General features: G+C 70.4%; 21 protein-coding genes, 1 tRNA gene and 1 riboswitch. Of the genes, 15 read left to right on the top strand and 7 right to left on the bottom strand.

Features of this window, described 5'->3' with window-relative positions:
- From J7I94_RS25620 to J7I94_RS25650, 7 genes are all read left to right on the top strand, one after another.
- The coding region (locus J7I94_RS25620) for a cytochrome P450 (RefSeq protein WP_215170472.1) at window positions 1-1108 on the top strand (1108 nt) is incomplete at its 5' end.
- Between the two features lie 169 nt (window positions 1109-1277).
- The gene (locus J7I94_RS25625; RefSeq protein WP_215170474.1) at window positions 1278-2432 is read left to right on the top strand and encodes a transglycosylase family protein; all 1155 of its coding nucleotides are present in this window, start codon (window positions 1278-1280) and stop codon (window positions 2430-2432) included.
- A 181-nt stretch (window positions 2433-2613) separates the two neighbouring features.
- Window positions 2614-2781: riboswitch (cyclic di-AMP (ydaO/yuaA leader) on the top strand.
- Window positions 2782-2784: 3 nt separating this feature from the next.
- On the top strand, window positions 2785-3510 hold the full coding sequence (locus J7I94_RS25630) for a transglycosylase family protein (protein WP_215170476.1): 726 nt from the start codon (window positions 2785-2787) through the stop codon (window positions 3508-3510).
- A gap of 249 nt (window positions 3511-3759) precedes the next feature.
- A complete protein-coding gene (eno, locus tag J7I94_RS25635; RefSeq protein ID WP_215170478.1) occupies window positions 3760-5040 on the top strand; it encodes a phosphopyruvate hydratase in 1281 nt (426 codons plus the stop codon).
- A gap of 97 nt (window positions 5041-5137) precedes the next feature.
- Window positions 5138-5638: a septum formation initiator family protein gene (locus J7I94_RS25640; RefSeq protein WP_215170480.1), complete on the top strand. Its 501-nt coding sequence runs from the start codon at window positions 5138-5140 to the stop codon at window positions 5636-5638.
- Between the two features lie 44 nt (window positions 5639-5682).
- Window positions 5683-6216 carry a DUF501 domain-containing protein gene (locus J7I94_RS25645; protein WP_215170482.1) on the top strand — a complete coding sequence of 178 codons (534 nt, stop codon included), beginning with the start codon at window positions 5683-5685 and terminating at the stop codon, window positions 6214-6216.
- Window positions 6213-7154: a Ppx/GppA phosphatase family protein gene (locus J7I94_RS25650; protein WP_215170484.1), complete on the top strand. Its 942-nt coding sequence runs from the start codon at window positions 6213-6215 to the stop codon at window positions 7152-7154. The genes J7I94_RS25645 and J7I94_RS25650 overlap by 4 nt, the downstream gene beginning before the upstream one ends.
- A gap of 144 nt (window positions 7155-7298) precedes the next feature.
- Here J7I94_RS25650 and J7I94_RS25655 read toward each other — a convergent pair whose 3' ends face one another.
- The 3 genes from J7I94_RS25655 to J7I94_RS25665 form a co-directional block, all read right to left on the bottom strand.
- Window positions 7299-7844 (bottom strand): NUDIX hydrolase, encoded by a 546-nt coding sequence (locus J7I94_RS25655; protein WP_215170486.1) that lies wholly within the window; start codon window positions 7842-7844, stop codon window positions 7299-7301.
- Window positions 7845-7865: 21 nt separating this feature from the next.
- Entirely contained in the window at window positions 7866-8987 is a 1122-nt protein-coding gene (locus J7I94_RS25660; protein WP_215170488.1) for an adenosylhomocysteinase, read from the bottom strand.
- Window positions 8988-9065: 78 nt separating this feature from the next.
- Window positions 9066-9512, bottom strand: coding sequence for an ATP-binding protein (locus tag J7I94_RS25665; protein ID WP_215170490.1), 447 nt, complete (start codon window positions 9510-9512; stop codon window positions 9066-9068).
- A gap of 159 nt (window positions 9513-9671) precedes the next feature.
- Between J7I94_RS25665 and J7I94_RS25670 the strand changes: the two genes are divergently transcribed.
- Together J7I94_RS25670 and J7I94_RS25675 are read left to right on the top strand one after the other, a co-directional pair.
- A complete protein-coding gene (locus J7I94_RS25670; protein ID WP_215170492.1) occupies window positions 9672-10922 on the top strand; it encodes a helix-turn-helix domain-containing protein in 1251 nt (416 codons plus the stop codon).
- A gap of 14 nt (window positions 10923-10936) precedes the next feature.
- A complete protein-coding gene (locus J7I94_RS25675; RefSeq protein ID WP_215170494.1) occupies window positions 10937-11305 on the top strand; it encodes a hypothetical protein in 369 nt (122 codons plus the stop codon).
- A gap of 69 nt (window positions 11306-11374) precedes the next feature.
- Here the strand turns inward: J7I94_RS25675 and J7I94_RS25680 are convergent, their stop codons facing one another.
- Window positions 11375-12547, bottom strand: coding sequence for a PP2C family protein-serine/threonine phosphatase (locus J7I94_RS25680; protein WP_215170496.1), 1173 nt, complete (start codon window positions 12545-12547; stop codon window positions 11375-11377).
- A 486-nt stretch (window positions 12548-13033) separates the two neighbouring features.
- Here J7I94_RS25680 and J7I94_RS25685 point away from each other — a divergent pair, with 486 nt between their 5' ends.
- Window positions 13034-14413, top strand: coding sequence for an NAD(P)/FAD-dependent oxidoreductase (locus tag J7I94_RS25685; RefSeq protein ID WP_215170497.1), 1380 nt, complete (start codon window positions 13034-13036; stop codon window positions 14411-14413).
- Between the two features lie 202 nt (window positions 14414-14615).
- The gene (locus tag J7I94_RS25690; RefSeq protein ID WP_215170499.1) at window positions 14616-15917 is read left to right on the top strand and encodes a cyclopropane-fatty-acyl-phospholipid synthase family protein; all 1302 of its coding nucleotides are present in this window, start codon (window positions 14616-14618) and stop codon (window positions 15915-15917) included.
- A gap of 71 nt (window positions 15918-15988) precedes the next feature.
- On the opposite strand, the gene J7I94_RS25695 is transcribed toward J7I94_RS25690, so the two are convergent.
- Entirely contained in the window at window positions 15989-18508 is a 2520-nt protein-coding gene (locus J7I94_RS25695; protein ID WP_215170501.1) for an ABC transporter permease, read from the bottom strand.
- Window positions 18509-18562: 54 nt separating this feature from the next.
- Window positions 18563-19333 carry an ABC transporter ATP-binding protein gene (locus J7I94_RS25700; RefSeq protein WP_215170503.1) on the bottom strand — a complete coding sequence of 257 codons (771 nt, stop codon included), beginning with the start codon at window positions 19331-19333 and terminating at the stop codon, window positions 18563-18565.
- A 425-nt stretch (window positions 19334-19758) separates the two neighbouring features.
- Between J7I94_RS25700 and J7I94_RS25705 the strand changes: the two genes are divergently transcribed.
- From J7I94_RS25705 to J7I94_RS25715, 3 genes are all read left to right on the top strand, one after another.
- Window positions 19759-19842, top strand: a tRNA-Leu gene (locus J7I94_RS25705).
- 259 nt (window positions 19843-20101) lie between these two features.
- Window positions 20102-21277 (top strand): 4-hydroxybenzoate 3-monooxygenase, encoded by a 1176-nt coding sequence (locus J7I94_RS25710; protein ID WP_215170505.1) that lies wholly within the window; start codon window positions 20102-20104, stop codon window positions 21275-21277.
- A 165-nt stretch (window positions 21278-21442) separates the two neighbouring features.
- The gene (locus J7I94_RS25715; protein ID WP_215170506.1) at window positions 21443-22330 is read left to right on the top strand and encodes a Bax inhibitor-1/YccA family protein; all 888 of its coding nucleotides are present in this window, start codon (window positions 21443-21445) and stop codon (window positions 22328-22330) included.
- A 74-nt stretch (window positions 22331-22404) separates the two neighbouring features.
- On the opposite strand, the gene J7I94_RS25720 is transcribed toward J7I94_RS25715, so the two are convergent.
- Window positions 22405-22635 carry a DUF4287 domain-containing protein gene (locus tag J7I94_RS25720; RefSeq protein ID WP_215170508.1) on the bottom strand — a complete coding sequence of 77 codons (231 nt, stop codon included), beginning with the start codon at window positions 22633-22635 and terminating at the stop codon, window positions 22405-22407.
- A 103-nt stretch (window positions 22636-22738) separates the two neighbouring features.
- Between J7I94_RS25720 and J7I94_RS25725 the strand changes: the two genes are divergently transcribed.
- Complete coding sequence (locus J7I94_RS25725) at window positions 22739-23050, top strand: hypothetical protein (protein ID WP_215170510.1); 312 nt, start codon at window positions 22739-22741, stop codon at window positions 23048-23050.
- Window positions 23051-23071: the final 21 nt, after the last annotated feature.

A 23071-nucleotide genomic window follows, 5' to 3' on the forward strand; every position in this document is an offset into this window, starting at 1 on the left:
CGCCCGGCAGGCGCTCGCCGACCCCCGGCTGTCGAAGAACCCGGCGCATCACGCCGAACCCGCGCACGCCAAGGGCAAGACCGGCATCCCGGGGGAGCGCAAGGCGGAGCTGATGACGCACCTGCTCAACATCGACCCGCCGGACCACACCCGGCTGCGCCGGCTGGTGAGCAAGGCGTTCACCCCGCGCCGCGTCGCCGAGTTCGCGCCCCGCGTGCAGGAACTCGCCGACCAGCTCATCGACCGGTTCGCGCGCGCCGGCAGCGCCGACCTCATCCACGACTACGCCTTCCCGCTCCCCATCTACGCCATCTGCGACCTGCTCGGCGTCCCCCGCGAGGACCAGGACGACTTCCGGGACTGGGCGGGCATGATGATCCGGCACGGCGGCGGCCCCCGGGGCGGGGTCGCGCGGTCGGTGAAGAAGATGCGCGGCTACCTCGCCGACCTCATCCACCGCAAACGCCAGGCGCTGCCGCCCGAGCCGGCGCCCGGCGAGGACCTCATCTCCGGCCTGATCCGCGCCTCCGACGAGGGCGAGCACCTCACCGAGAACGAGGCCGCCGCGATGGCGTTCATCCTCCTCTTCGCCGGTTTCGAGACCACCGTCAACCTCATCGGCAACGGCACGTACGCCCTGCTCACCCACCCCGGTCAGCGCACCCGCCTCCAGGAGTCGCTCGCGGCCGGTGAGCGCGGCCTGCTGGAGACCGGCGTGGAGGAACTCCTGCGCTTCGACGGCCCGGTGGAACTGGCCACCTGGCGGTTCGCCACCCGGCCGCTCACCCTCGGCGGGCAGGACATCGCCGTCGGCGACCCGGTCCTCGTCGTCCTGGCCGCCGCCGACCGCGACCCGGCGCGCTTCACGGACCCCGACACCCTGGACCTTTCCCGCAAGGACAGCCAGCACCTCGGCTACGGCCACGGCATCCACTACTGCCTCGGCGCCCCGCTGGCCCGCCTGGAGGGCCAGACCGCGCTCGCCACGCTCCTGACCCGCCTGCCCGACCTGCGCCTCGCCGCCGATCCGGCCGAACTGCGCTGGCGCGGCGGCCTCATCATGAGGGGTCTGCGGACCCTGCCGGTGTCGTTCACCGCGCCTGAGTGAACGATCCGTCGCACCCGCAAAGGTGACGCGCCGTCATCACTGTGATCTCCATGTGATCTACACGGCATGAACTTGTGATGAGTGATCGTATGCCTATACGTTCACGGATCAGCGCGGCACCGAGCACCAACCGCCGTGCGGGCCCTGCTGTCTCGTGAAAGGTCTCCGCATGCTCTCCGGGAACGGCCGACACCGTCGCCCCCGCCAGGCCCCGGCCCTGGTCGTCGCTGCCGGAGTCACCGGCTCCGCCATCGCGATCCCGCTCCTCGGAGCCACCGGCGCCCACGCGGCCGACGGCGCGTCCTGGGACCGTGTCGCCGAGTGCGAGACCGGCGGCGCGTGGAGCCAGAACAGCGGCAACGGTTATTACGGCGGTCTGCAGTTGTCCCAGGAGGACTGGGAGGCGTTCGGCGGCCTCGAGTACGCCACCACCGCCGACCAGGCCAGCCGCTCCCAGCAGATCCGCGTGGCCGAGAAGGTCCTGGCGGCCCAGGGCATCGCCGCCTGGCCGACCTGCGGACTGCTCGCCGGGCTGGACGGCGGCGCGTCGGGTGACGGCTCGTCGGGCGATTCGTCCGAGTCGTCGTCATCGGATGCGGAGTCGGATGGTTCGAGTGGTTCGGATGGTTCATCCGGTTCGACCGATTCCTCCGCCTCCTCGGGGTCTGCCGGTTCGAAGGACTCGACCGGTACCAGCGACACCACCGACTCGGCCGACAAGAGCGACACTTCGGACGGCTCCGACTCCGACTCCGACTCCGACTCGGGCTCCGGCTCCGGCTCCGGTTCCGGCTCCTCGGCCTCCCCGTCCGACACTCCGTCCGCCGACACTCCGGACACCGACGACGAATCGGCTGACTCCGACACATCGTCCGATTCCGCCTCCCCCGTCGAGGAGGCGAGCGACGCGGCCACCACCAAGCGCGACACCACGGACACCTCCGGCACCACCGGCAGCGCCGGCAACCTCGAACCGACTCCCGCCATTTCGAGCCTCACCAAGACCGGCGAGGGCGACACGGCCGGCGGGACCGGCACCGGCCGGCACCGCGGTGGCAGTGCCGACGAGGAGACGGCGAAAGGCCGTTCGGAGTCGTCCTCGGGGCGGCACGCCTCGCGCGACGACGAGACGGCGCGCGAGACGGGCGACGGGACGTACACCGTCCGCGCCGGCGACAGTCTCTGGTCCATCGCCGACTCCCTTGAGCTCGGCGGGGGATGGTCCTCCCTCTACGCCGCGAACAAGGACGCCGTCGGCACCGACCCCGACCACATCCTGCCCGGTCAGAAGCTTGCTGTTGGGGTCGAACCGGTCGAAAAGTGACGGCAGTTCGCGTCACGGTTAAGGGTGAATGTCCGTATTAAACGCCGTGAGAGATAGGTCTCAGAAGCCCTGATCGTCTTTGAAAATCCACCGGGGGCCTGTCTACGGTCATGACCGCTCGCCATCGCGGGCCCCGGCCGCCGCAACGCCGAATCCTGCCAGCGGCAGTCCGGGAACAGTCGTCGCGCAAGCGCCGAAGGCAGGAGCGGGGGACCCAAGGTAAGTCGCCGCACCGGGCAGTTGAGCCGGAGCGGCTAGGGGTGGAGCCGAGTCCCGTGAGGGACCCGGCCGGGCAACTCAACCGGCCCGAACCCGACAGCTCACCTCGCAGGCGTCGGTGAGGGGATCTTCCATGCTGTTCTCCAGCAGGGGCAAGCACCGTCGTCCGTCCAAGGCCACTCGCGCCATCGCCATCGCCGGCGTGACCGGTGCCGCCGTCGCCGCCCCGCTGATGGCGGCCGGCAACGCCTCCGCCGCCACCGAGTCGGAGTGGGACACCGTCGCCCAGTGCGAGTCCGGCGGCAACTGGTCCATCAACACCGGCAACGGCTACTACGGCGGTCTGCAGTTCTCCGCGTCCACCTGGGCGGCGTACGGCGGCACGCAGTACGCCTCCACCGCCGACCAGGCCAGCAAGGACCAGCAGATCCAGGTCGCCGAGAAGGTCCTCGCGGCTCAGGGCAAGGGCGCCTGGCCGACCTGCGGCACGGGCCTGTCGGGCGCCGGCGGCTACACCGGCTCCTCGTCCTCCTCGTCGTCCTCCTCCTCCGACAGCCAGAGCAGCGGCTCCAGCGGCTCCACCGAGACCCGTGAGACCCAGGAGCAGCCGGCCTCCCGTTCCCAGGAGCGCCCGGCCGCCGAGACCGCGCAGAAGTCCGAGGAGACCGTCACCACCCCGACCGGCACGAAGGTCGAGAAGGGCGACGGCGAGTACAAGGTCGTCAAGGGCGACACCCTCAGCTCCATCGCCGAGGCGCACGACGTCGACGGCGGCTGGGCGAAGCTGTTCGAGCTGAACGACGACATCGTCGACGACGCCGACCTCATCTACCCGGGCCAGCAGCTGCACCTCGGCTGACGGCTCACAGGCTCCCCGCCCCGGCGCGTCCTCCCCCGTACGCGCCGGGGCGGGGGCATGTCCGGAACATGACGGCCGAAACGCCCCCCTGCTTTGTTCCGTTCAGAAACAATTTACTCTCGGTTCCGCACAACGGGTGGGTGACCGGCTGGCCGATCTCCCGGAGCCGGTTAGGCTCGGACCCGCAGAGCCGCTGCGTGCCGCGCACCCGCGTCACACAGAAGCGTCACATTGAAGAAGGAGATGCTCGTGCCGTCCATCGACGTCGTCGTAGCCCGGGAAATCCTGGACTCCCGAGGCAACCCCACGGTCGAGGTCGAGGTCGGCCTCGACGACGGCAGCACGGGTCGTGCCGCCGTTCCGTCCGGTGCCTCCACCGGTGCCTTCGAGGCCATCGAGCTGCGTGACGGTGACTCGAACCGCTACCTGGGCAAGGGCGTGGAGAAGGCCGTCCTCGCCGTCATCGAGCAGATCGGCCCGGAGCTGGTCGGCTACGACGCCACCGAGCAGCGCCTGATCGACCAGGCCATGTTCGACCTGGACGCCACCGACAACAAGGGCTCGCTCGGCGCCAACGCCATCCTCGGCGTCTCCCTGGCCGTCGCCCACGCCGCCTCCGAGGCGTCCGACCTCCCCCTCTTCCGCTACCTGGGCGGTCCGAACGCGCACCTGCTGCCCGTTCCGATGATGAACATCCTGAACGGCGGCTCGCACGCCGACTCCAACGTGGACATCCAGGAGTTCATGATCGCCCCGATCGGCGCGGAGTCCTTCTCCGAGGCCCTGCGCTGGGGCGCCGAGGTCTACCACACGCTGAAGAAGGTCCTGAAGAACAAGGGCCTGTCCACCGGCCTCGGCGACGAGGGCGGCTTCGCCCCGAACCTGGACTCCAACCGCGCCGCCCTCGACCTCATCCTGGAGGCGATCAAGGAGGCCGGCTACACCCCCGGCGAGCAGATCGCCCTGGCCCTGGACGTCGCCGCCTCCGAGTTCTACAAGGACGGCGTCTACTCCTTCGAGGGCAAGGAGCGCACCGCCGCCGAGATGACGGAGTACTACGCGGAGCTGGTCGACGCCTACCCGCTGGTCTCCATCGAGGACCCGCTGTTCGAGGACGACTGGGAGGGCTGGAAGACCATCACCGACAAGCTCGGTGACAAGGTCCAGCTCGTCGGTGACGACCTGTTCGTCACCAACCCGGAGCGCCTGGCCCGCGGCATCGAGGAGGGCGCCGCCAACGCGCTGCTCGTCAAGGTCAACCAGATCGGCTCGCTGACCGAGACCCTGGACGCCGTCGAGCTGGCCCAGCGCAACGGCTTCAAGTGCATGATGTCCCACCGCTCCGGCGAGACCGAGGACGTCACCATCGCCGACCTCGCCGTCGCCACCAACTGCGGCCAGATCAAGACCGGCGCCCCGGCCCGCTCCGAGCGCGTCGCCAAGTACAACCAGCTGCTGCGCATCGAGGAGATCCTCGACGACGCCGCGGTGTACGCCGGCCGCAGCGCCTTCCCGCGCTTCAAGGGCTGACCAGCCCGGCAGAAGGCAGCGTCGTACGTACGTCCCCGTACCCGGTCCCGTACCGTGTGCGGGGACGTACGCGTGTGCACGGGAGGCGGGAAACGAGATGGCCGTGAGGGACCGGGACCGTTTCTCCACCGCGACCAGGATCAGGGCGCTCGGCGAGCAGACCGCCGCCCGGGTCTACCGCTCGCAGACCAAGCGCCAGGCCCGCCGCTCCCGGCTGACCGGCCGGGCGGCCCTGCTGGTGATGGTGATCTGCTCACTGGTCGTGGTGCTCGCCTACCCGATACGGCAGTACGTCGCCCAGCGCGCCGAGATCGCCGAGCTCCAGCGGGAGAAGGAGCAGGCGCGGCAGCGGGTCGAGGACCTGCGCGACCTCAAGGCACGCTGGCAGGACGACGCCTACGCCGAGCAGCAGATCCGGCAACGGCTGCACTACGTGATGCCGGGGGAGACGGGCTACATCGTCGTCGACCCGGGCGCCGCCGAGCAGTCGCGGACCGGTCTCGGGGCCGCCGGCCGGCCCTGGTACCGCACGCTCTGGGACGGCGTCGACAAGGCCGACGCCGCCGATGCCGACGCCGCCGTCCTCAGCCACCCGTAGCACGTCACCCGCAGAACCCACAGGAAGACCGACAGAAGCCAGCCATGCACACGCCCCCGCCGCCCACCCCGCGCACCGAGCCCACCGACGCGGACGTCGACGCGTTCCGCCAGCAACTGGGCCGTCCGCCGCGCGGACTGCGCGCGATCGCGCACCGGTGCCCCTGCGGGCAGCCGGACGTCGTGGAGACCGCCCCCCGGCTGCCGGACGGCACGCCGTTCCCGACGCTGTACTACCTGACGTGCCCCAGGGCGGCCTCCGCGATCGGCACCCTGGAGGCCGACGGGGTGATGAAGGAGATGACCGAGCGGCTCGCCACCGACCCGGAGCTGGCCGCCGCGTACCGCGCCGCGCACGAGGACTACATCCGGCGCCGCGACGAGATCGAGGAGCTGACCGGCTTCCCGAGCGCGGGCGGCATGCCCGACCGGGTCAAGTGCCTGCACGTGCTGGTCGCCCACTCGCTGGCCGCCGGTCCCGGCGTGAACCCGCTGGGCGACGAGGCGATCGGGATGCTGCCGGAGTGGTGGCGCAAGGGCCCGTGCGTGACCACCGCCTGTGGGGAGGACGAGAAGTGACCCGTGTCGCCGCCGTGGACTGCGGTACCAACTCCATCCGGCTGCTGGTCGCCGACGCGGACCCGGCCACGGGCGAGCTGGCCGAACTGGACCGCCGGATGACGATCGTGCGCCTCGGCCAGGGCGTCGACCGCACCGGACGGCTCGCCCCCGAGGCCCTGGAGCGGACCTTCGCCGCCTGCCGCGCGTACGCGGAGGTCATCGAGCGGCAGGGTGCCGAGCGGGTCCGCTTCGTGGCGACCTCCGCCTCCCGCGACGCCGAGAACCGCGACGACTTCGTGCGCGGGGTGCTGGACATCCTCGGCGTCGAACCCGAGGTGATCACCGGCGGCCAGGAGGCCGAGTTCTCCTTCACCGGCGCCACCAAGGAGCTGTCCGGCCGCGCCGACCTGCACCGCCCCTTCCTGGTCGTGGACATCGGCGGCGGCTCCACGGAGTTCGTCGTCGGTGACGACCACGTCCGCGCCGCCCGCTCGGTCGACGTCGGCTGCGTCCGGATGACCGAACGGCACCTGGTGCGCGAGGGCGCGGTGACCGACCCGCCCGCCGAGGAGCAGATCGCGGCGATGCGGGCCGACATCGAGGCGGCCCTGGACCTGGCGGAGCAGACGGTTCCGCTGGGCGAGGCGCGCACGCTGGTCGGCCTGGCCGGCTCGGTGACGACGATCTCCGCGATCGCCCAGGACCTGCCCGCGTACGACTCGACGGCCATCCACCACTCCCGCGTCACCCGCGCCCAGGTGGACGAGATCACCGCCCGCCTCCTCCACTCCACCCACGCCGAACGCGCCGCGATCCCCTCCATGCACCCGGGCCGCGTCGACGTCATCGGCGCGGGGGCTCTCGTCCTGCGGACGATCATGGAACGGACGGGTGCGGCGGAGGTCGTGGTCAGCGAGCACGACATCCTGGACGGGATCGCCTGGTCGGTGGCTTGATGGCCTACAGGCCGCGGTCGAAGTATCGGCGGTGCCTCCGGGCGGGACGTCGATGCGGCCTGGACTTGGCGCGGCAATTCCGGGCTCCCGCGACCGTGAGATCACCGCCCGGCTCCTCCCTTCCGAGTGACCTGCACTGATGTGCTACCGCGCAGCGTCCATCACGCGGGTGCGCAGCCGTCCGGCCGCCAGTGTTCCGGCAGACCTCCAGGAGTAGGCCGTGACCTCCTCCTCTTGCAGCTCGACCAGGTCTGCCGTGGTCCGGAAGAGATACCGGAAGTCGAAGTGGAGATGTCCGGGCTCGCCCTTTGCGGGGTTCGCCGGGATCGAATGCGTATCGATGTGCAGCGGCAGGCCACTGTGGGGCGTGACGCAGTCGGGGCTGATGCCGGTCTCCTCGGCCAGTTCGCGCAGGGCCGCGTCCATGAGGGTCAGGTCGCTGTTCTCGACGTGCCCCCCGGGCAGCAGCCACGTCCGCAGCACCCGATGCTCGACGGTGAGTACGAGGCCGTCGGGACGTAGCACGGCAGCACCGGCCGTGGTGTGGCCGCGGAACTCTTTGCGGGACGTGACCGAGTCGCCCACCTGGCCGAGCGTTGCGACAAGCCCTGACAGGGCGGTCCGCTCGTCGGGATGCTCGGCGAGGTAGGCGTCGACCGTCTCGCGTACATGCTGGGCCGTGATCGGCATGATTACTCCGTTTCCGTTGCTCTATCGGTTGTAGTAGCTCAGCCACGTCGCCGCGATGGCTGCGCGATCGCAGGCGTCCGCCTCATGCATGCCGGGGTTGAGACCGCCCCGGGACAGCATCCGGATGCCGGCGAGGATCTCGGACTGTACGAGGAAGATGAAAGGCCCGACGTGGGCGCCGTGCAGGAAGTTGACGGCGTTTCCCCCGTTGAGCAGGTAGAAGTAGTGGCCGGTCGTCGAGTAGCGAGTGACGTGCTCGCCCTGGGGTGCTCGCTGGTAGACGCGGGGGAGGGCCGCGAGGTCGAGTTCGTCCTCGGACGAGGTCACGGTCGCGACGTACGCCCCGTTCCGCAACGTGGCGAAGTCCTCGCCTCGCAGGGATACGGCGCCGGTGGCACACAGCACGAGGCCGGCGCCCCGCAGGGCGGTGTCTCGGTCGCGTGCCACGGTGAAGCCCTGCGAGAGGGCTTGTGTCTGCCGTACTGGATCGACGTCGTGCACGGTGACCTGGACGCCCTTGGCATGCAGCAGGCGGGCGATGGAGGAGCCGAGCTTGCCGAACCCGATCACGAGGGCCGGCCGGCCGTGCAGGATGTCGCCACGGCCACGCATGAGCGCTTCGGCGGAGAACACGACCGACTGCCCTACGAGGAAGTCCTCAGGGTCTTTGAGCGGGGAACGGGCGACGGAGACGACAGGACAGGGCAACTCGTCGCGGTCGGCGTAGCGGCGGTGTCCGTTCTCGGTGTCCTCGACGACGCCGAGCACGCGTCCGGAGAAGCGGTCGCATAGGGCGTCGACGGACGGGGCGAAATAGCCGCCCACGTCGAGCAGGACGACGGACTCGCCGGCCGCGCGTGACTCCAGGTACTCGACTGCGGTATCCGGGTCCTCGAACATCTCGCGCGACAGAGAGTCACAGGGCGTCACCTTTTCGACCGTACGGAGAGCGGCCGGGTCGATGGACTTCGGTTTGGGAAGAACGGCCCGAAGGGTGCTGGTCGTGGCCACTGCGTGGACGAAAGCGGGGCGCTCGGGAAGCAGGTGTGTGATCAGAATGGACGACGGGCGCTCAGCTGGCGCAAGGGCCTCCGTGATGCGCGCAAAATAGGCATCAAGCCGAGCACGCTCGAACTGTTCCATGACTTTGGCTCCCTTGTTGAGGGGCGACGCAGGACATGTGTGCGAGTGGCGATCCATCAGCGGCCGCGTGGAAAGCGGCTACGACGTGCGCAGCTCGGCCCACACGGCCTTTCCCGTCGTGGTGTCACGCGATCCCCAGCTCCCGAGGCACAGAGCGTCGACGAGCATCAGTCCGCGTCCGGAACCGTCGTCGCATGGTGCGGCGCGCATGTGGGGGCGCCGACGGACGGAGTCGTGAACCTCGATGCGAGTACGGGAGTCGTCGGCGTCGACCGTCACGCGGAGGAGTTCTCCGGGGGTACTGCCGTGACGCACGGCGTTGGTGACGAGTTCGCTTACGACCAACGTGGCCTGATCGCAGTGGTCCTCGCTCACGTCGGGAGCGTTGACAGCGAGGTACTCATGGACGAAAAGCCGTGCCTCGGCAACTGATTCTTGCCGACTACGCAGAAACAGTATGTGAGGGAAAGGTACATGCGTGAGAGCTTGTGAGATGGAGCGGGCGGTCCACCTGTCGAGGGACATCGGGCGTCCTTTGCGGCTTCTTGGTCGGAAGTGACCCTTTCAAGGGAACCGCAGTGGTTCGGACGTGACCACGGCAGTGATGCGGCACTCTTGACGGACCTCTGATGCACGGACGCCGGACGAGGTGCCGACAGGCGTCGGCGGGGGAAGGGAATCGGTGTGACTCTCAAAGATCGGCGGAAAGCGCTGGGCTACAGTCAAGAGAGGATGGCCACCGCGCTGGGCGTCGACCGCACGACGGTCGGCAGGTGGGATCGAGGAGAGACCGAGCCGCAACCGGAGTACCGGCCCAAGATGGCAGCGTTGCTGCACGTTGACCTTTTGACGCTCGACGCATTGATCAGAGAATCATCAGGGTCCCCCGAACCGGATGCGGGGGCGCCGTCACACGACGCCTACGGCCCGGGGGAAGAAGACATGATCCGACGTGAGTTCATGCGCGTTCTGGCGGTGACCGGAGCACTTGTCGCCCTGCCGGCAGACGAAGCCGACGCCCTTGCGGAAGATGCCGCACGCAGCGACGCGGCCGGGTATCTGCGGATGAACGAACACCTCTGGCAGGTGTACCAACTCGCCCGCTCAAAGCACTCCGTACGGCCAGTGGTCACCGGGCAGCTCACTACTCTGAACGAACACCTCGCTGACGGCCCGTCGACTCCTGCCGCCTTGTGCGCAGCGGCAGGCGACCTGTTCCAGCTCGCGGGCGAGCTGGCGTTCGACAGGAATCGGTATACGGACGCGGCGGCGGCGTACTCGCTCGCTGCCTCGGCGAGTAAGGAAGCCAGGGCGTTCGACCTGTGGGCCTGCGCCTTGGTCCGGCACGCGTACGTGGAGACGGCGAGCGGCCGGTACGGCGAGGCCGTCGGGCTGCTGTCGGTGGCCGAGCGAGTAGCCGAGCGCGGTGACCACTCTCTGTCGACACGGCAGTGGGTTGCGTCAGTGCGGGCCGAGGCGTACGCCGGACTGGGGAATCTGCGGGAGTGCGAGCGTGCCCTTGACGAGGCCGAGAAAGTGGTTCACCTCGGTGATCACGCGCATAACGGCGGGTGGCTCCGATTCGACGGATCACGTCTGGCCGAGGAACGTGGCGCCCGGTATGCGCAGCTGGGTCGACTCGACAAAGCGGAGGCTGCGCTCGACATCGCGCTGACGCAGCTCGCGTTGGCCCGGGGCCAGTCGTCCCGGCGGCGTGGTGCCGTGCTCGTGAACCTTGCCGCCATCGGGGCCAAGCGGCGGGACACCGAACAATTGCTCACCAGTGCGACCGAGGCGCTGCGCCTCGCCCGGCAGTCTTCGTCCGGGTACGTCGTTCGTAAACTTCAGGCGCTACAGGCCGAGATCGGTTCGATCGTCGACGATCGCCGCGTCGCCGAGCTGGGCGCCCAGATCGCCGCACTGAGTGGGACATGACGAGAGAGGTTGCCGTGACGGATTTCGAGGGTGCCCGGCTGTTTCGTGAGTCCTGGGTCGCGGGAGTGCGCAAGCACTTTCCGGGCGAGCCGAAAGCGGGCTATGTGACTGCGTGGGACGCGACGCCGGAGTGGGAGCGGCAGGCTGCTGGCGCCGTGTACGAACAGGTCCGCCATTTTCTTGAGCTGAGTGACGGGCACGCCGCCCGGCTGAGCCGTGAGCAGAAGGGCCGGTTCGTCGCGATCGCCTGGACGGCGCAGATGTACAAGCACTTCGAGGACCCGAAGCCGGGATACGTGGCCGATTGGGTGGCCCTTCCCGAGTGGCAGCGGGAGACGGACGCGGACATCTTCGAGGCGATCGAGGACGCGGTCGGCGGCTGACACGTCCCCGGTGCCGGGCACTCGACCTGCCGGCGCGGCATCGGCGGGCGACGGGCCGGTCCGTCTCCGTCACGTCCGCCCCGCTCCCTGCGGCGGCCCCGTCTCCGTGACCGTGACCGCGATCAGCGCCAGGTCGTCCGGCAGGACGCCGTCGGCGTGCCGGTGGACCAGGCGGGTCTGGTGGTCGGCCGCGATCGGCGGGCCCTCGCGCCAGGTGTCGCGCAGGCCCGCCTCGGGGGAGTAGAAGGCACCCTGCGCGTCGCGGGCCTCCAGCAGGCCGTCCGTGCAGAGCAGGAGCAGGTCGCCGGGGGCGAAGGGGCGGCTCTCGTGGTCCCACGGGCCGGGGTCCAGGTCGCCGAGGCCGAGGGGGAGGCCCGGGTCGGCCGGCTCCCAGCGCTCCACCCCCGCCCGGGTGGCGAGGAACGCGGGGCAGTGGCCGCGGCTCAGCAGCCGCACCTCGCCGCCGTGCGGGGGCAGTTCGGCGACGGCGGCGGTGACGAACTCCTCGCCCGGACCCGACGGCGAGGTGTCGGCCTGGACGGCGGCCGTCTCGCGGATGTGCCGGGTCACCGCCGCGTCGAGGTGGCGGGCGAGCAGCGTCAGCGTCGGCGTGTGGTGCGCGGCCTCCCGGAAGCACCCCACCAGCGCCGCCACGGCGGGGAGCGCGGCGGGCCCCTTGCCGCGTACGTCGCCGATGAGCAGCCGGACCCCGTACGGCGTCCGCTCGACGGCGTAGAGGTCGCCGCCGACGGCCGCGGCGTGCGAGGCCGCCTCGTAGCGCACCGCGATCCAGGTGCTGCCGAGCCAGGCGCGCACCGGCGGCAGTACGGCCCGCTGGGCGTACTCCGCGGCCCGCGAGGTGTCCCGCAGCCGCCGGTCCAGGAAGAGCCGCAGCCGGCACAGCGGGACGGTCGCCCAGACCAGGACCAGCAGGGCGAAGAAGTCGACCACGGCGTGGTCGCCGTCGGTGTGCCGGTGCCGGACGAGGAGGAAGAGCAGGCCGGCGCCGGTGTTGAGGAACGCGATCAGGACCGCCCGGCGCAGCGGGAGCACGCAGGCGGCCGTCATGGAGCTGAGGATGAGCAGTCCGTCGCCGCTCACCCCGCCCGGGGTGGGCAGGTCCACGGCGCAGGCCAGCGCGGTCAGCGCCACCGGCGCCCACCACGCCCACCGCGGCACGGTGGGGGCGTCGTGGTCCGGGGCGTGGGACAGCAGCCCCGTGACGCGGCGGTGTGGGCTCATGGGACAAACGTAATGAAAGGGACGGTCGGGCGAGGGGTGACGGCTCCGTGAGGGGGTACGGGAACGTGCCGCGGAGTCCGTCGTATGAGCAGGTCGGGGAACGTCTGAGCGGGCGGGGCGGGGTTCCGGGGCGGCTCGTGGAGGGTCCTCGCCGGAAACTTCGTGAAGTTCTTCACAAGAGATTGGGCCTCGAAGAGCGACAAACGGCCGCGCGTTGACCCTTTTGGGGGCCCAACTGCCCTTTGAACGTGTTCAGAAGCGTGGTATGAGAGAGGCTCGGACGTTCGCGCGGGACCGGTCTCCCGACGGGTCCGGAGGGTCGGAGCGGCAGCTCACGCGGCATTGACAACGGAGCGCACCGCACGGCGGTTCCCGTTCCGCGCCATGACCTCCGTCACGCGGGCGGAGGAGTGTAACACGACCCTTACCCGAGCTTGTGAAGGGGCGCACGAAGCACCCCCCCGGGGCAGGTGGATACTCGATGCCATGAGCACCACGGAGCGTCCCAGGATCCTCGTAGTAGGCGGTGGGTACGTAGGCCTGTACGCAGCTCGGCGCATCCTCAAGAAGATGCGCTACGGCGAGGCGACCGTCACGGTCGTCGACCCCCGGTCGTACATGACCTACCAGCCCTTCCTTCCCGAAACCGCCGCCGGCAACATCTCCCCGCGCCACGTCGTCGTACCCCTGCGACGCGTGCTGCCGAAGGCGGAGGTCCTCACCGGCCGGGTCACCACCATCGACCAGGACCGCAAGGTCGCCACGATCGCCCCGCTGACGGGCGAGGCGTACGAGCTGCCGTTCGACTACCTGGTCATCGCCATGGGCGCGGTCTCCCGCACCTTCCCGATCCCCGGCCTCGCCGAGCAGGGCATCGGCATGAAGGGCGTGGAGGAGGCCATCGGCCTGCGCAACCACGTCCTGGAGCAGCTGGACAAGGCGGACTCCACCACCGACGAGGAGATCCGCCGCAAGGCGCTCACCTTCGTCTTCATCGGCGGCGGCTTCGCGGGCGCGGAGACCATCGGCGAGGTCGAGGACATGGCCCGGGACGCGGCCAAGGAGTACAACAACGTGTCCCGCGAGGACATGCGGTTCATCCTGGTCGACGCCGCCGACAAGATCCTCCCCGAGGTCGGCCCCAAGCTCGGCCAGTACGGCAAGGAGCACCTGGAGAGCCGCGGGGTCGAGATCTACCTCTCCACCTCCATGGACTCCTGCGTCGACGGCCACGTGGTGCTCAAGAACGGCCTCGAGGTCGACGCCAACACGATCGTGTGGACGGCGGGCGTCAAGCCCAACCCGGTGCTGTCCCGCTTCGGTCTCCCGCTCGGCCCGCGCGGCCACGTCGACACCGCCGCCACCCTCCAGGTGCAGGGCACCGACTACATCTGGGCCGCCGGCGACAACGCCCAGGTCCCGGACCTGGTCGGCCGCAAGAACGGCAACCCGAACGCCTGGTGCCCGCCCAACGCCCAGCACGCGCTGCGCCAGGCCAAGGTCCTCGGCGACAACGTCGTCTCCGGCATGCGGGGCTTCCCGCAGAAGGAGTACAGCCACGCCAACAAGGGCGCGGTCGCGGGCCTCGGCCTGCACAAGGGCGTCGCGATGATCGTCATGGGCAAGATGAAGATCAAGCTCAAGGGCCGTCTCGCCTGGTACATGCACCGCGCCTACCACGGCATGGCGATGCCGACGTTCAACCGCAAGATCCGTGTCTTCGCGGACTGGACGCTCGGGATGTTCCTCAAGCGCGAGGTCGTCTCGCTCGGCGCCGTCGAGACGCCGCGCGAGGAGTTCTACGAGGCCGCCAAGCCGGCCCCGGTCGCCGCCGCCAAGACCGAGGAGAAGGCCAAGGCCTCCTGACCTCGGGTCACCTCGTCCAGTGGTTCCCGAAGGGGCCGTCCGCCATCCGTGGTGCGGACGGCCCCTTCGCCGTCCCCGCCCCGGGTAACTGGGTGCGACGTACAACTATTTTGCGGAGTCGTGACTCCGACGCGGGACTGCGCATCGCCCCGTCCGGTGTTTACGTGGTGAGTAAACATCCGGTCTCACGGAGGTGTGCGCCATGGCAGACGCCGCGTTGCGGCTGAAGAGCCTCGTCGAACAGGTGCTGGGAACCCCGCTCCCGGTCCGCATCCGCGCATGGGACGGCTCCGAGGCCGGCCCGCCCGGAGCACCCACGCTCGTCGTCCGCAACCGCCGCGCCCTGCGCCGACTGCTGTTCAAACCCGGCGAACTGGGCCTGGCCCGCGCCTGGGTGGCCGGCGACCTGGACATCGACGGCGACCTCTACACCGCCCTCGACCTGCTCGCCGAGCTGATCTGGGAGCGCGGCGAGGACGCCCGTACGCTCGGCCAGGCGCTGCGCGACCCCGAGGTGCGCGCCGCCGTCCGCGGCCTGGTCAAGCTGGCCGGCCCCCCGCTGCCGCCCGCCCCGCCCGCCGAGGAGATCCGCCGGCGCCGCGGCCACCTGCACACCCGCCGCACCGACAAGCGCGCCATCAGCCACCACTACGACGTCGGCAACGACTTCTACGAACTCGTCCTCGGCCCCTCGATGGTGTACTCCTGCGCCTACTGGCCGGCCCCCGAGGCCGAGGGCGCCACCCTGGAGACCGCCCAGCGCGACAAGCTCGAACTCGTCTCCCGCAAGCTGGACCTGAAGCCCGGTATGCGCCTGCTCGACGTCGGCTGCGGCTGGGGCTCCATGGCGATCCACGCCGCCCGCGAGCACGGCGTCACCGTCGTCGGCGTCACCCTCTCGCAGGAACAGGCCGCCTACGCCCGCAAGCGCATCGCCGAGGAGGGGCTCACCGACCGGATCGAGATCCGCGTCCAGGACTACCGGGACGTCACCGACGGCCCCTACGACGCGATCTCCTCCATCGGCATGGCCGAGCACGTCGGCGCCGAGAAGTACCTGGAGTACGCCCGCGACCTGTACGCCCTGCTCAAGCCCGGCGGACGGCTGCTGAACCACCAGATCGCCCGCCGCCCGCAGCGCGACGAGTCGGCGTACTCCGTGGACGAGTTCATCGACTCCTACGTCTTCCCCGACGGCGAGCTGGCCCCCGTCGGCACCACCGTCGGGCAGCTGGAGCGCGCCGGGTTCGAGGTGCGCGACGTGGAGGCGATCCGCGAGCACTACGCGCACACCCTGCGCCGCTGGGTCGCCAACCTGGAGGCCGGCTGGGACCGGGCGGTGCGGCTGGTCAGCCCTGGCCGGGCCCGGGTCTGGCGGCTGTACATGGCGGCCTCCGCGCTCTCCTTCGAGCGCAACCGCATCGGCGTCAACCAGGTCCTCGCCGTGAAGACCCCCGAGTCCGGTGCCTCGGGCCTGCCGCTGCGCGCCCGTACCTGGAACTGACCCGCGGTACGGCGAAGACGGCGAGGGGCCCCTTCCCCGCCGGGGGAAGGGGCCCTTCGCCGCGTGTACGGCTACTCCGTCTTGATGGCCGTCAGCAGGTTCAGACGGGCCGCGCGCCGGGCCGGCCACAGGGCGGCCAGGACGCCGACCAGCGCGGCCAGCAGCAGGAAGATCCCGATCCGGCCCCACGGCAGCACCAGCTCGTACGTCGCCAGCTCGGTGCCCACCAGCTCACCCGCGGCCCAGCCGAAGAACACGCCCAGGCCGATGCCCAGGACCGCGCCGAACAGGGAGATGACCAGCGACTCCAGCCGGACCATCCGCTTGATCCCCTTGCGGTCCAGGCCGACCGCGCGGAGCATGCCGATCTCCTGGGACCGCTCGAACACCGACATGGCCAGGGTGTTGACGACACCGAGGACCGCCACGATCACCGCCATCGCCAGCAGGCCGTACAGGATGTTCAGCATCAGGGTGATCATCTGGGCGATGCCCTCGGAGATGTCCTGCTTGTCCTGGACGACGATGGCCGGGCTGTCGCCGAGGGCCGCGGCCAGCGCGTCCTTGGCCGCCTCGGACGTCCCGCCGTCCGTCTTCACCATGACGTTCATGTCGCCCGGCTCCTCCTGGTGCGGGGCGAGCGTCGCCAGGTCGAGCATGATGCCGCGGAACATCTCGTTGGGCTCGTAGACCCCGGCGACCGTCAGCTTCTGCTTGGCGTCGTCCTCCAGGACGGCGGTGAACGCGGACCCGCTCTTCCAGCCGTGCTCCTTCGCGGTCTCCTCGTCGACGACCACCCGGGTGCCGGCGATCTCGAAGGCGCCGTCCGTCACCGGCAGGTCGGTCAGCTTCCCGAACGTGGAGCCGGTGACGCCGGTCAGGGACGTGTCCCGGTCGTCGACGGTCGAGTAGGAGCTGCGCATCGGGCTGACGGCGGTGACGCCGTCGACCGCGGCCAGGTCCTGCTCGACGTCCGGGGAGAGGTAGCCGCCGTTCGCCATCGACACGACGTAGTCGGCCTTGATGGAGTCCGAGGCCATCTTGTCGATCGCGTTCTGCACGCCGGTCGCCGCCACCGTCATGCCGGTGATGAGGGTGAGCCCGATCATCAGCGCGGAGGCCGTGGCCGCCGTACGGCGCGGATTGCGCACCGCGTTCTGGCGGGCCAGCTTGCCCGAGACACCGAAGATCCGCAGCACCGGGGCCGAGGCCGCGATCAGCGGGCGGGACAGCAGCGGGGTGAGGACGAAGACGCCGATGACGACCAGCCCCGCGCCGAGCGCCATGGGGCCCTGGGCGCCCGTGGCGTCGCCCGCCGCGGTCGCGGCCAGGACGACGGCGACGCCCGCAGCCGTGATCAGGGAGCCGAGGGTGTTGCGCAGGACCAGCGACCGGGTGGTCGGCTTGGCGTGCAGGCTGTTCATCGCGGCCACCGGCGGGATCTTCGCGGCCCGGCGGCCGGGCAGCCAGGCGGCCAGCACGGTGATGAGGACGCCGACGGCGAGCGCCGCGACGACCGTGCTCCCGCCGATGACGAGCGGGCCGTCCGGGAAGTTCGCGCCGAGCGAGTCCATCAGGGCGCGCAGCCCGGCGCCGATGCCGATGCCCGCGAGGAGACCGGCGACCGCGGCGACCGTGCCGACGACCAGTGCCTCGAACAGCACGGACCGGGTGACCTGGCGGCGCGAGGCGCCGACGGCGCGCAGCAGCGCCAGTTCCTTGGTGCGCTGGGCGACCAGCATGGTGAAGGTGTTGGCGATCAGGAAGGTGCCGACGAACAGCGAGAGGCCGGCGGCGACCAGCAGGGTCTGCTTCAGGCTGTCCATCGAGGAGGCGGTCATCTCGGCCTGCTCGGCGGCCAGCTCCGCGCCGGTCGTCATCTCGACGGTGTCCTTCGGCAGGGCCTTGCCGAGCGCGGCCGTCAGGGCGCTCTCGCCGACGCCCGGGTCCGCCTTCACGATGATCTCGTCGTAGGTGCCCTGCTGGTCGAAGAGTTTCTGCGCGGTGGCCGTGTCGAACAGGGCGAGGGTGCCGCCCGCCGCGACGTTGCCGTCGTCGGTGCTGAAGATGCCGCTGACGGTGGGGGTGAGGACCGGGCCGTCGACCGACATGCGGACCGTGTCCCCGACCCGGTAGCCGGTGCGGTCGGCGGTCTGCGCGTCGAGGGCGACCTCGCCGGCGCCCTTCGGCGCGTGACCCGCGGTGATCGGGTAGCGGGGGTCGTCGGTGCCCCAGTAGTTGCTCCCCCGGACCTGCCAGCCGTTGCCGACCGGGTCGCCGTTCTTGTCGGCGAGGGCGACGGAGGCGGTGACGCTGCCGATGGCCGAGGCCACGCCGTCGGTCCGGGTCACCTGGCCGAGGAGGGCCGGGGTCAGCTCGGTCTCCTCCTCGTCCTCCTCGTTCCAGGACGCGGTGAGGGAGACGTCGACCTGGTCGAAGCCCTTGGCGGACGACTTCTCGTACGCCGCGGAGACGGTGTTGGTGAAGACCAGGGTGCCCGACACGAAGGCCACGCCGAGCATCACGGCGAGCACGGTCATCAGCAGCCTGGCCTTGTGCGCGAGGACGTTGCGCAAGGCGGTACGGAGCATGGGGGTTTTCTCAGTCCAGACGTGAGGTGGCGGGGGTCTGTTTCCGGGGGACGGTCAGCTGGTGCGGCCCTTGGCGTCGAACTGCTTCATCCGGTCCAGGACCTTGTCGGCGGTCGGCCCGTACACCTCGTCGACGATCCGCCCGTCCGCCAGGAAGACCACGCGGTCCGCGTAGGCCGCGGCGACCGGGTCGTGGGTCACCATCACCACCGTCTGCCCCAGCTCCCGCACCGAGTTGCGCAGGAAGCCCAGCACCTCGGCGCCCGAGCGGGAGTCGAGGTTGCCGGTCGGCTCGTCACCGAAGATGATCTCCGGCCGGGAGGCCAGCGCACGGGCCACGGCGACGCGCTGCTGCTGGCCGCCGGAGAGCTGGGTGGGCCGGTGCCCCAGCCGGTCGGCCAGCCCCACCATCCCGATCACGGTCTCCAGCCACTGCTTGTCCGGCTTGCGGCCCGCGATGTCCATGGGGAGCGTGATGTTCTCCAGGGCGGTCAGGGTCGGCAGCAGGTTGAACGCCTGGAAGATGAACCCGATCTTGTCCCGCCGCAACCTGGTGAGCTGCCGGTCCTTCAGGGAGCCCAGTTCGGTCTCCCCGATGCGGACCGAACCCGAGGAGAAGGTGTCCAGCCCGGCGACACAGTGCATCAGCGTGGACTTGCCGGAGCCGGACGGCCCCATGATCGCGGTGAACTCGGCCTGCCGGAAGTCGACGGAGACCCGGTCCAGGGCGACCACCTGGGTCTCGCCCTGGCCGTAGATCTTGGACAGTTCCACCGCGCGGGCGGCGACGGCGGTCGACCGGTCGATGGGGGTTGCGGTGGTCACGGAGGCGCTCCTGTGAGGACGACGACGGGGAGGAATCCTGTGGAGTGGATCCGTGAATCATCGTTCCGGTCGCCGGCCGCCCTGTAGTCAGCCGCTGTTCCCGTTCCGGGGGGCGACTTCGGTCGGACGCCGGGGGTTCGCGTCATACCTGCGGATGACCCCGCGCCCTGACGGCCCGTCATCCAGGGTCCGGACGCGGCCATGGTCGAGAACCGGTGGAGCGCCCTCGTTCGGACGGTGAAATTCCGTCATTCCGCATGCGCGGCGGACCGTCGCGCGCAAGGCTATTGGCAAGTGCGGATGGTCTGTTCGGGTGGCTGATGACCCCTCAGGCATCAATAAAATAAGACAACATCAGCCCACCCTTCCGCTGTCCGGGGGATGCGCCCCGATAGGCTCGATCCTCGACGCGGAGCCCATGGCCTGCCCGGATGGTGGAATGCAGACACGGCGAGCTTAAACCTCGCTGCCCCTTCGCGGGCGTGCCGGTTCGAGTCCGGCTCCGGGCACAATCTCTCCCTGCTCCAGCACCCTGGCCGTGCCGGCGTACCGCGCCGGACGCCGACGGCGGTCGTGCCCTCTTCACTCCTTCACGCCTTCACTCCTCGGTCTCGTGGACGACCGGCACCGCGACCCGCGCGCCCGTGCCGGCACGCGCCCTTCTCTTGACAGCGGGCGGACGCGGCCGGAAACTCACGTCAGCCATCAGTGAAGGAAACTTCACTGTGCGAACAAGACGGCAATGACGCCAACCGAAAGGAACGCCCGATGCGCACCACCGTCGGCATCATCGGAGCCGGCCCCGCGGGGCTCCTGCTCGCCCGGCTGCTGCACAACGCCGGGATCGACTCGGTCGTCCTGGAGAGCCGCGACCGGGAGTACGTCGAGCGGCGGCAGCGGGCCGGGATCCTGGAGCAGGGGACGGTGGACGTGCTGCGCGCGGCCGGCGCGGGCGAGCGCATGGACCGGGAGGGGCTGCGGCACGACGGCATCGAGCTGCGGTTCGGCAAGAAGCGGCACCGTGTCGACTTCCCGGCGCTGACCGGCGGGAAGTCCGTGACGGTCTACGCCCAGACCGAGGTGTGCAAGGACCTCATCGCCCTCCAGCTCCAGGACGGCGGCCCGCTGCTGTTCGAGACGGAGGCGCTGGCCGTGGAGGGGGCGGAGAGCGACAGCCCCCGGGTGCGGTTCCGGCGGGACGGGGTCGAGGACGTGCTGGAGTGCGAGTACGTCGTCGGGTGCGACGGGTTCTGGGGCGTCGCCCGCAAGGCGATACCCGAGGCGATAGCGCAGACGTTCGAGCGTACGTATCCGTTCGGCTGGCTCGGCATCCTCGCCGACGTCGCCCCCTCGCACGACGAACTGGTCTACGCCCGCCACGACCGCGGCTTCGCCCTGCTCTCCATGCGCTCCCCGTCCGTCTCCCGCCTCTACCTCCAGGTGCCCGAGGGCACGGACGCCGAGGCGTGGGGCGACGAGGAGATCTGGGACGAGCTGGAGCGGCGGTTCGAGACCGACGACGACTGGACGCTCCGCCGGGGGCCCATCACCCAGAAGTCCGTCACGCCGATGCGCTCGTACGTCCACGAGCCCATGCGGCACGGGCGCCTCTTCCTGGCCGGCGACGCCGCCCACATCGTGCCGCCGACCGGCGCCAAGGGCCTGAACCTCGCCGTCGGCGACGTCGTCACCTTCGCGCGGGCCCTGGTCCACCGGCGCGAGACCGGCTCCGACGGACTGCTCGACGCCTACTCCGCCACCTGCCTGCGCCGCGTCTGGCAGGCCGAGCGGTTCTCCTACGACATGACGACGCTGCTGCACCCCGACCCCGGCGCCACCGGCTTCGACGGCCGCCTCCAGCTGGCCCGGCTGGAGCGGATCGCCGCCTCCCGCGCCGCCGAGACCGACCTCGCGGAGGCGTACACCGGCTTCCCCTTCGCGTAAGGGGCCGGTGAAGGGGCAGTAGGGACCAGTGAGGGGAATCACCCGGACGGACAGCGTGTTCTCTCGCAGGACGAGGGAAAGATCCTCCCCAAGCACTAGGGTCATTCCTTTGCCGTTCTATTACTCTTGAGCCAAGGCCACGCACGGTGGCCATGGAGGAGTGAAATGAGGAGCAGAAACCCGGTCTTCTCGCGACGGGGGTTCAGCCGCGACAACGGCTACGCGGGCTTCAACACCGCGCCGCAGGCCGGGGGACCCGCCGTCGCCACGCAGGCCAACCCGTACGCCCAGCCGACCGGCAACCCGTACGCGCAGAACCCGTACGCCCAGACGGACCTCGGCGCTCCGCCGCAGGCGCCGGCCGCCACCGGCCGGATGACCATCGACGACGTCGTCCTGCGCACCGGCAGCACGCTCGGCGTGCTCATCGTCACCGCCGCGCTCTCCTGGGCCCTCCTGCCGGTCGACGACGCCAACATCGGCCGGTCCTACGGCATCGCCATCGGCGCCGCCCTGATCGGTATGGTCCTGGCGCTCGTCCAGTCCTTCAAGCGGACGCCGACCCCGGCGCTGATCCTCGCCTACGCGGCGTTCGAGGGCGTCTTCCTCGGCGTCGTCTCCAGCGTCGTCGACAACCGCATCGCCGACGGCGCCGCCATGCAGGCGGTCATCGGCACCATGGCGACCTTCGCCGCCGTGCTGGTGGCCTACAAGGCCGGCTGGATCCGCGTCAACCGCCGTTTCGTCGGCTTCGTGATGGCGGCCTCGCTCGGCTTCGTGCTGCTGATGATGGTGAACCTGCTGTTCGCGGTCTTCGGCGGCGGTGACGGCCTCGGCTTCCGCAGCGGCGGCCTCGGCATCCTCTTCGGTGTCATCGGCGTCATCCTCGGCGCCTGCTTCCTCGCCCTGGACTTCAAGCAGGTCGAGGACGGCATCGCCTACGGCGCTCCGCGCAACGAGGCCTGGTTCGCGGCCTTCGGCCTCACCCTGACGCTGGTGTGGCTGTACCTGGAGTTCCTGCGGCTCATCGCGATCCTCAACAGCAGCGACTGACGCACCGTGTGAGACGTGTGAGGAAGGGCCCCGGGCGGCGTGCCGCCCGGGGCCCTTCGCGTGTCCGGTCGCGCTCAGCGCAGCCTGCGCGCGGCCCTTCTCAGGTCGTACTCGTGGACGATGGCCTTGGCGTGGCCGTAGGCGAGGTCGTACTCGTGCCGCAGCCAGCTGACCTTCTCCTCGAAGCGGAAGAGAGCCGGGCCTTCTTCGACGGTGCGCAACCAGTCGGAGACCTCACGACCGGTGCAGTGGGGGATGCGGGCGAGCAGATTGCGATGGGTCTCCTCGGAGAGGACATGGGACATCGGCGCCTCCGGACGACAGGGGATGTGAGCCGGTCCTTCAGGTCACCGTGCCTGAGCGTTCGCCCGTTGGCAACAGTCCCGGAGGGCCGCGTACGCTCACGCCGTGGTTGATACGACGCCTCTGACCGGTGCGCTGGAGCACTTCGCCGACCGTCTGCGGGCCGCCCCGCAGAGCAGACTGCAACGGGGGGCCGCCGCCGAGGCGCTGGAACTGGCCAGGGAGCTGTCCCGGCGGGCCCAGCTCGCCGAGGACCCCGCCGCCGAGCCCCGGGTGATGCCCGACGCCGGCATGTTCGCCGCCGCCGACCAGATCACCGTCGCCGGGCACGACCTGGCGCTCGTACTGGGGAGCGAGGAGGAGGTGGAGGAGGCGGTACGGCTCGTCGCGGAGGCGCAGAAACGCGCCGGGGTGTGAGGACCGGACAGGGTGACGGCC

This window comes from Streptomyces sp. ISL-12 (genome assembly GCF_018614415.1).
In the GTDB taxonomy this organism is placed as follows: Bacteria; Actinomycetota; Actinomycetes; order Streptomycetales; family Streptomycetaceae; genus Streptomyces.

What these genes read in the sequence shown, in the direction of transcription:
- J7I94_RS25625 (WP_215170474.1), top strand. Translation starts at nt 1,278, where the DNA reads ATGCTCTCCGGGAACGGCCGACACCGTCGCCCCCGCCAGGCCCCGGCC.
- J7I94_RS25630 (WP_215170476.1), top strand. Translation starts at nt 2,785, where the DNA reads ATGCTGTTCTCCAGCAGGGGCAAGCACCGTCGTCCGTCCAAGGCCACT.
- J7I94_RS25640 (WP_215170480.1), top strand. Translation starts at nt 5,138, where the DNA reads ATGGCCGTGAGGGACCGGGACCGTTTCTCCACCGCGACCAGGATCAGG.
- J7I94_RS25645 (WP_215170482.1), top strand. Translation starts at nt 5,683, where the DNA reads ATGCACACGCCCCCGCCGCCCACCCCGCGCACCGAGCCCACCGACGCG.
- J7I94_RS25655 (WP_215170486.1), bottom strand. Translation starts at nt 7,844, where the DNA reads ATGCCGATCACGGCCCAGCATGTACGCGAGACGGTCGACGCCTACCTC.
- J7I94_RS25660 (WP_215170488.1), bottom strand. Translation starts at nt 8,987, where the DNA reads ATGGAACAGTTCGAGCGTGCTCGGCTTGATGCCTATTTTGCGCGCATC.
- J7I94_RS25665 (WP_215170490.1), bottom strand. Translation starts at nt 9,512, where the DNA reads ATGTCCCTCGACAGGTGGACCGCCCGCTCCATCTCACAAGCTCTCACG.
- J7I94_RS25680 (WP_215170496.1), bottom strand. Translation starts at nt 12,547, where the DNA reads ATGAGCCCACACCGCCGCGTCACGGGGCTGCTGTCCCACGCCCCGGAC.
- J7I94_RS25685 (WP_215170497.1), top strand. Translation starts at nt 13,034, where the DNA reads ATGAGCACCACGGAGCGTCCCAGGATCCTCGTAGTAGGCGGTGGGTAC.
- J7I94_RS25690 (WP_215170499.1), top strand. Translation starts at nt 14,616, where the DNA reads ATGGCAGACGCCGCGTTGCGGCTGAAGAGCCTCGTCGAACAGGTGCTG.
- J7I94_RS25695 (WP_215170501.1), bottom strand. Translation starts at nt 18,508, where the DNA reads ATGCTCCGTACCGCCTTGCGCAACGTCCTCGCGCACAAGGCCAGGCTG.
- J7I94_RS25710 (WP_215170505.1), top strand. Translation starts at nt 20,102, where the DNA reads ATGCGCACCACCGTCGGCATCATCGGAGCCGGCCCCGCGGGGCTCCTG.
- J7I94_RS25715 (WP_215170506.1), top strand. Translation starts at nt 21,443, where the DNA reads ATGAGGAGCAGAAACCCGGTCTTCTCGCGACGGGGGTTCAGCCGCGAC.
- J7I94_RS25720 (WP_215170508.1), bottom strand. Translation starts at nt 22,635, where the DNA reads ATGTCCCATGTCCTCTCCGAGGAGACCCATCGCAATCTGCTCGCCCGC.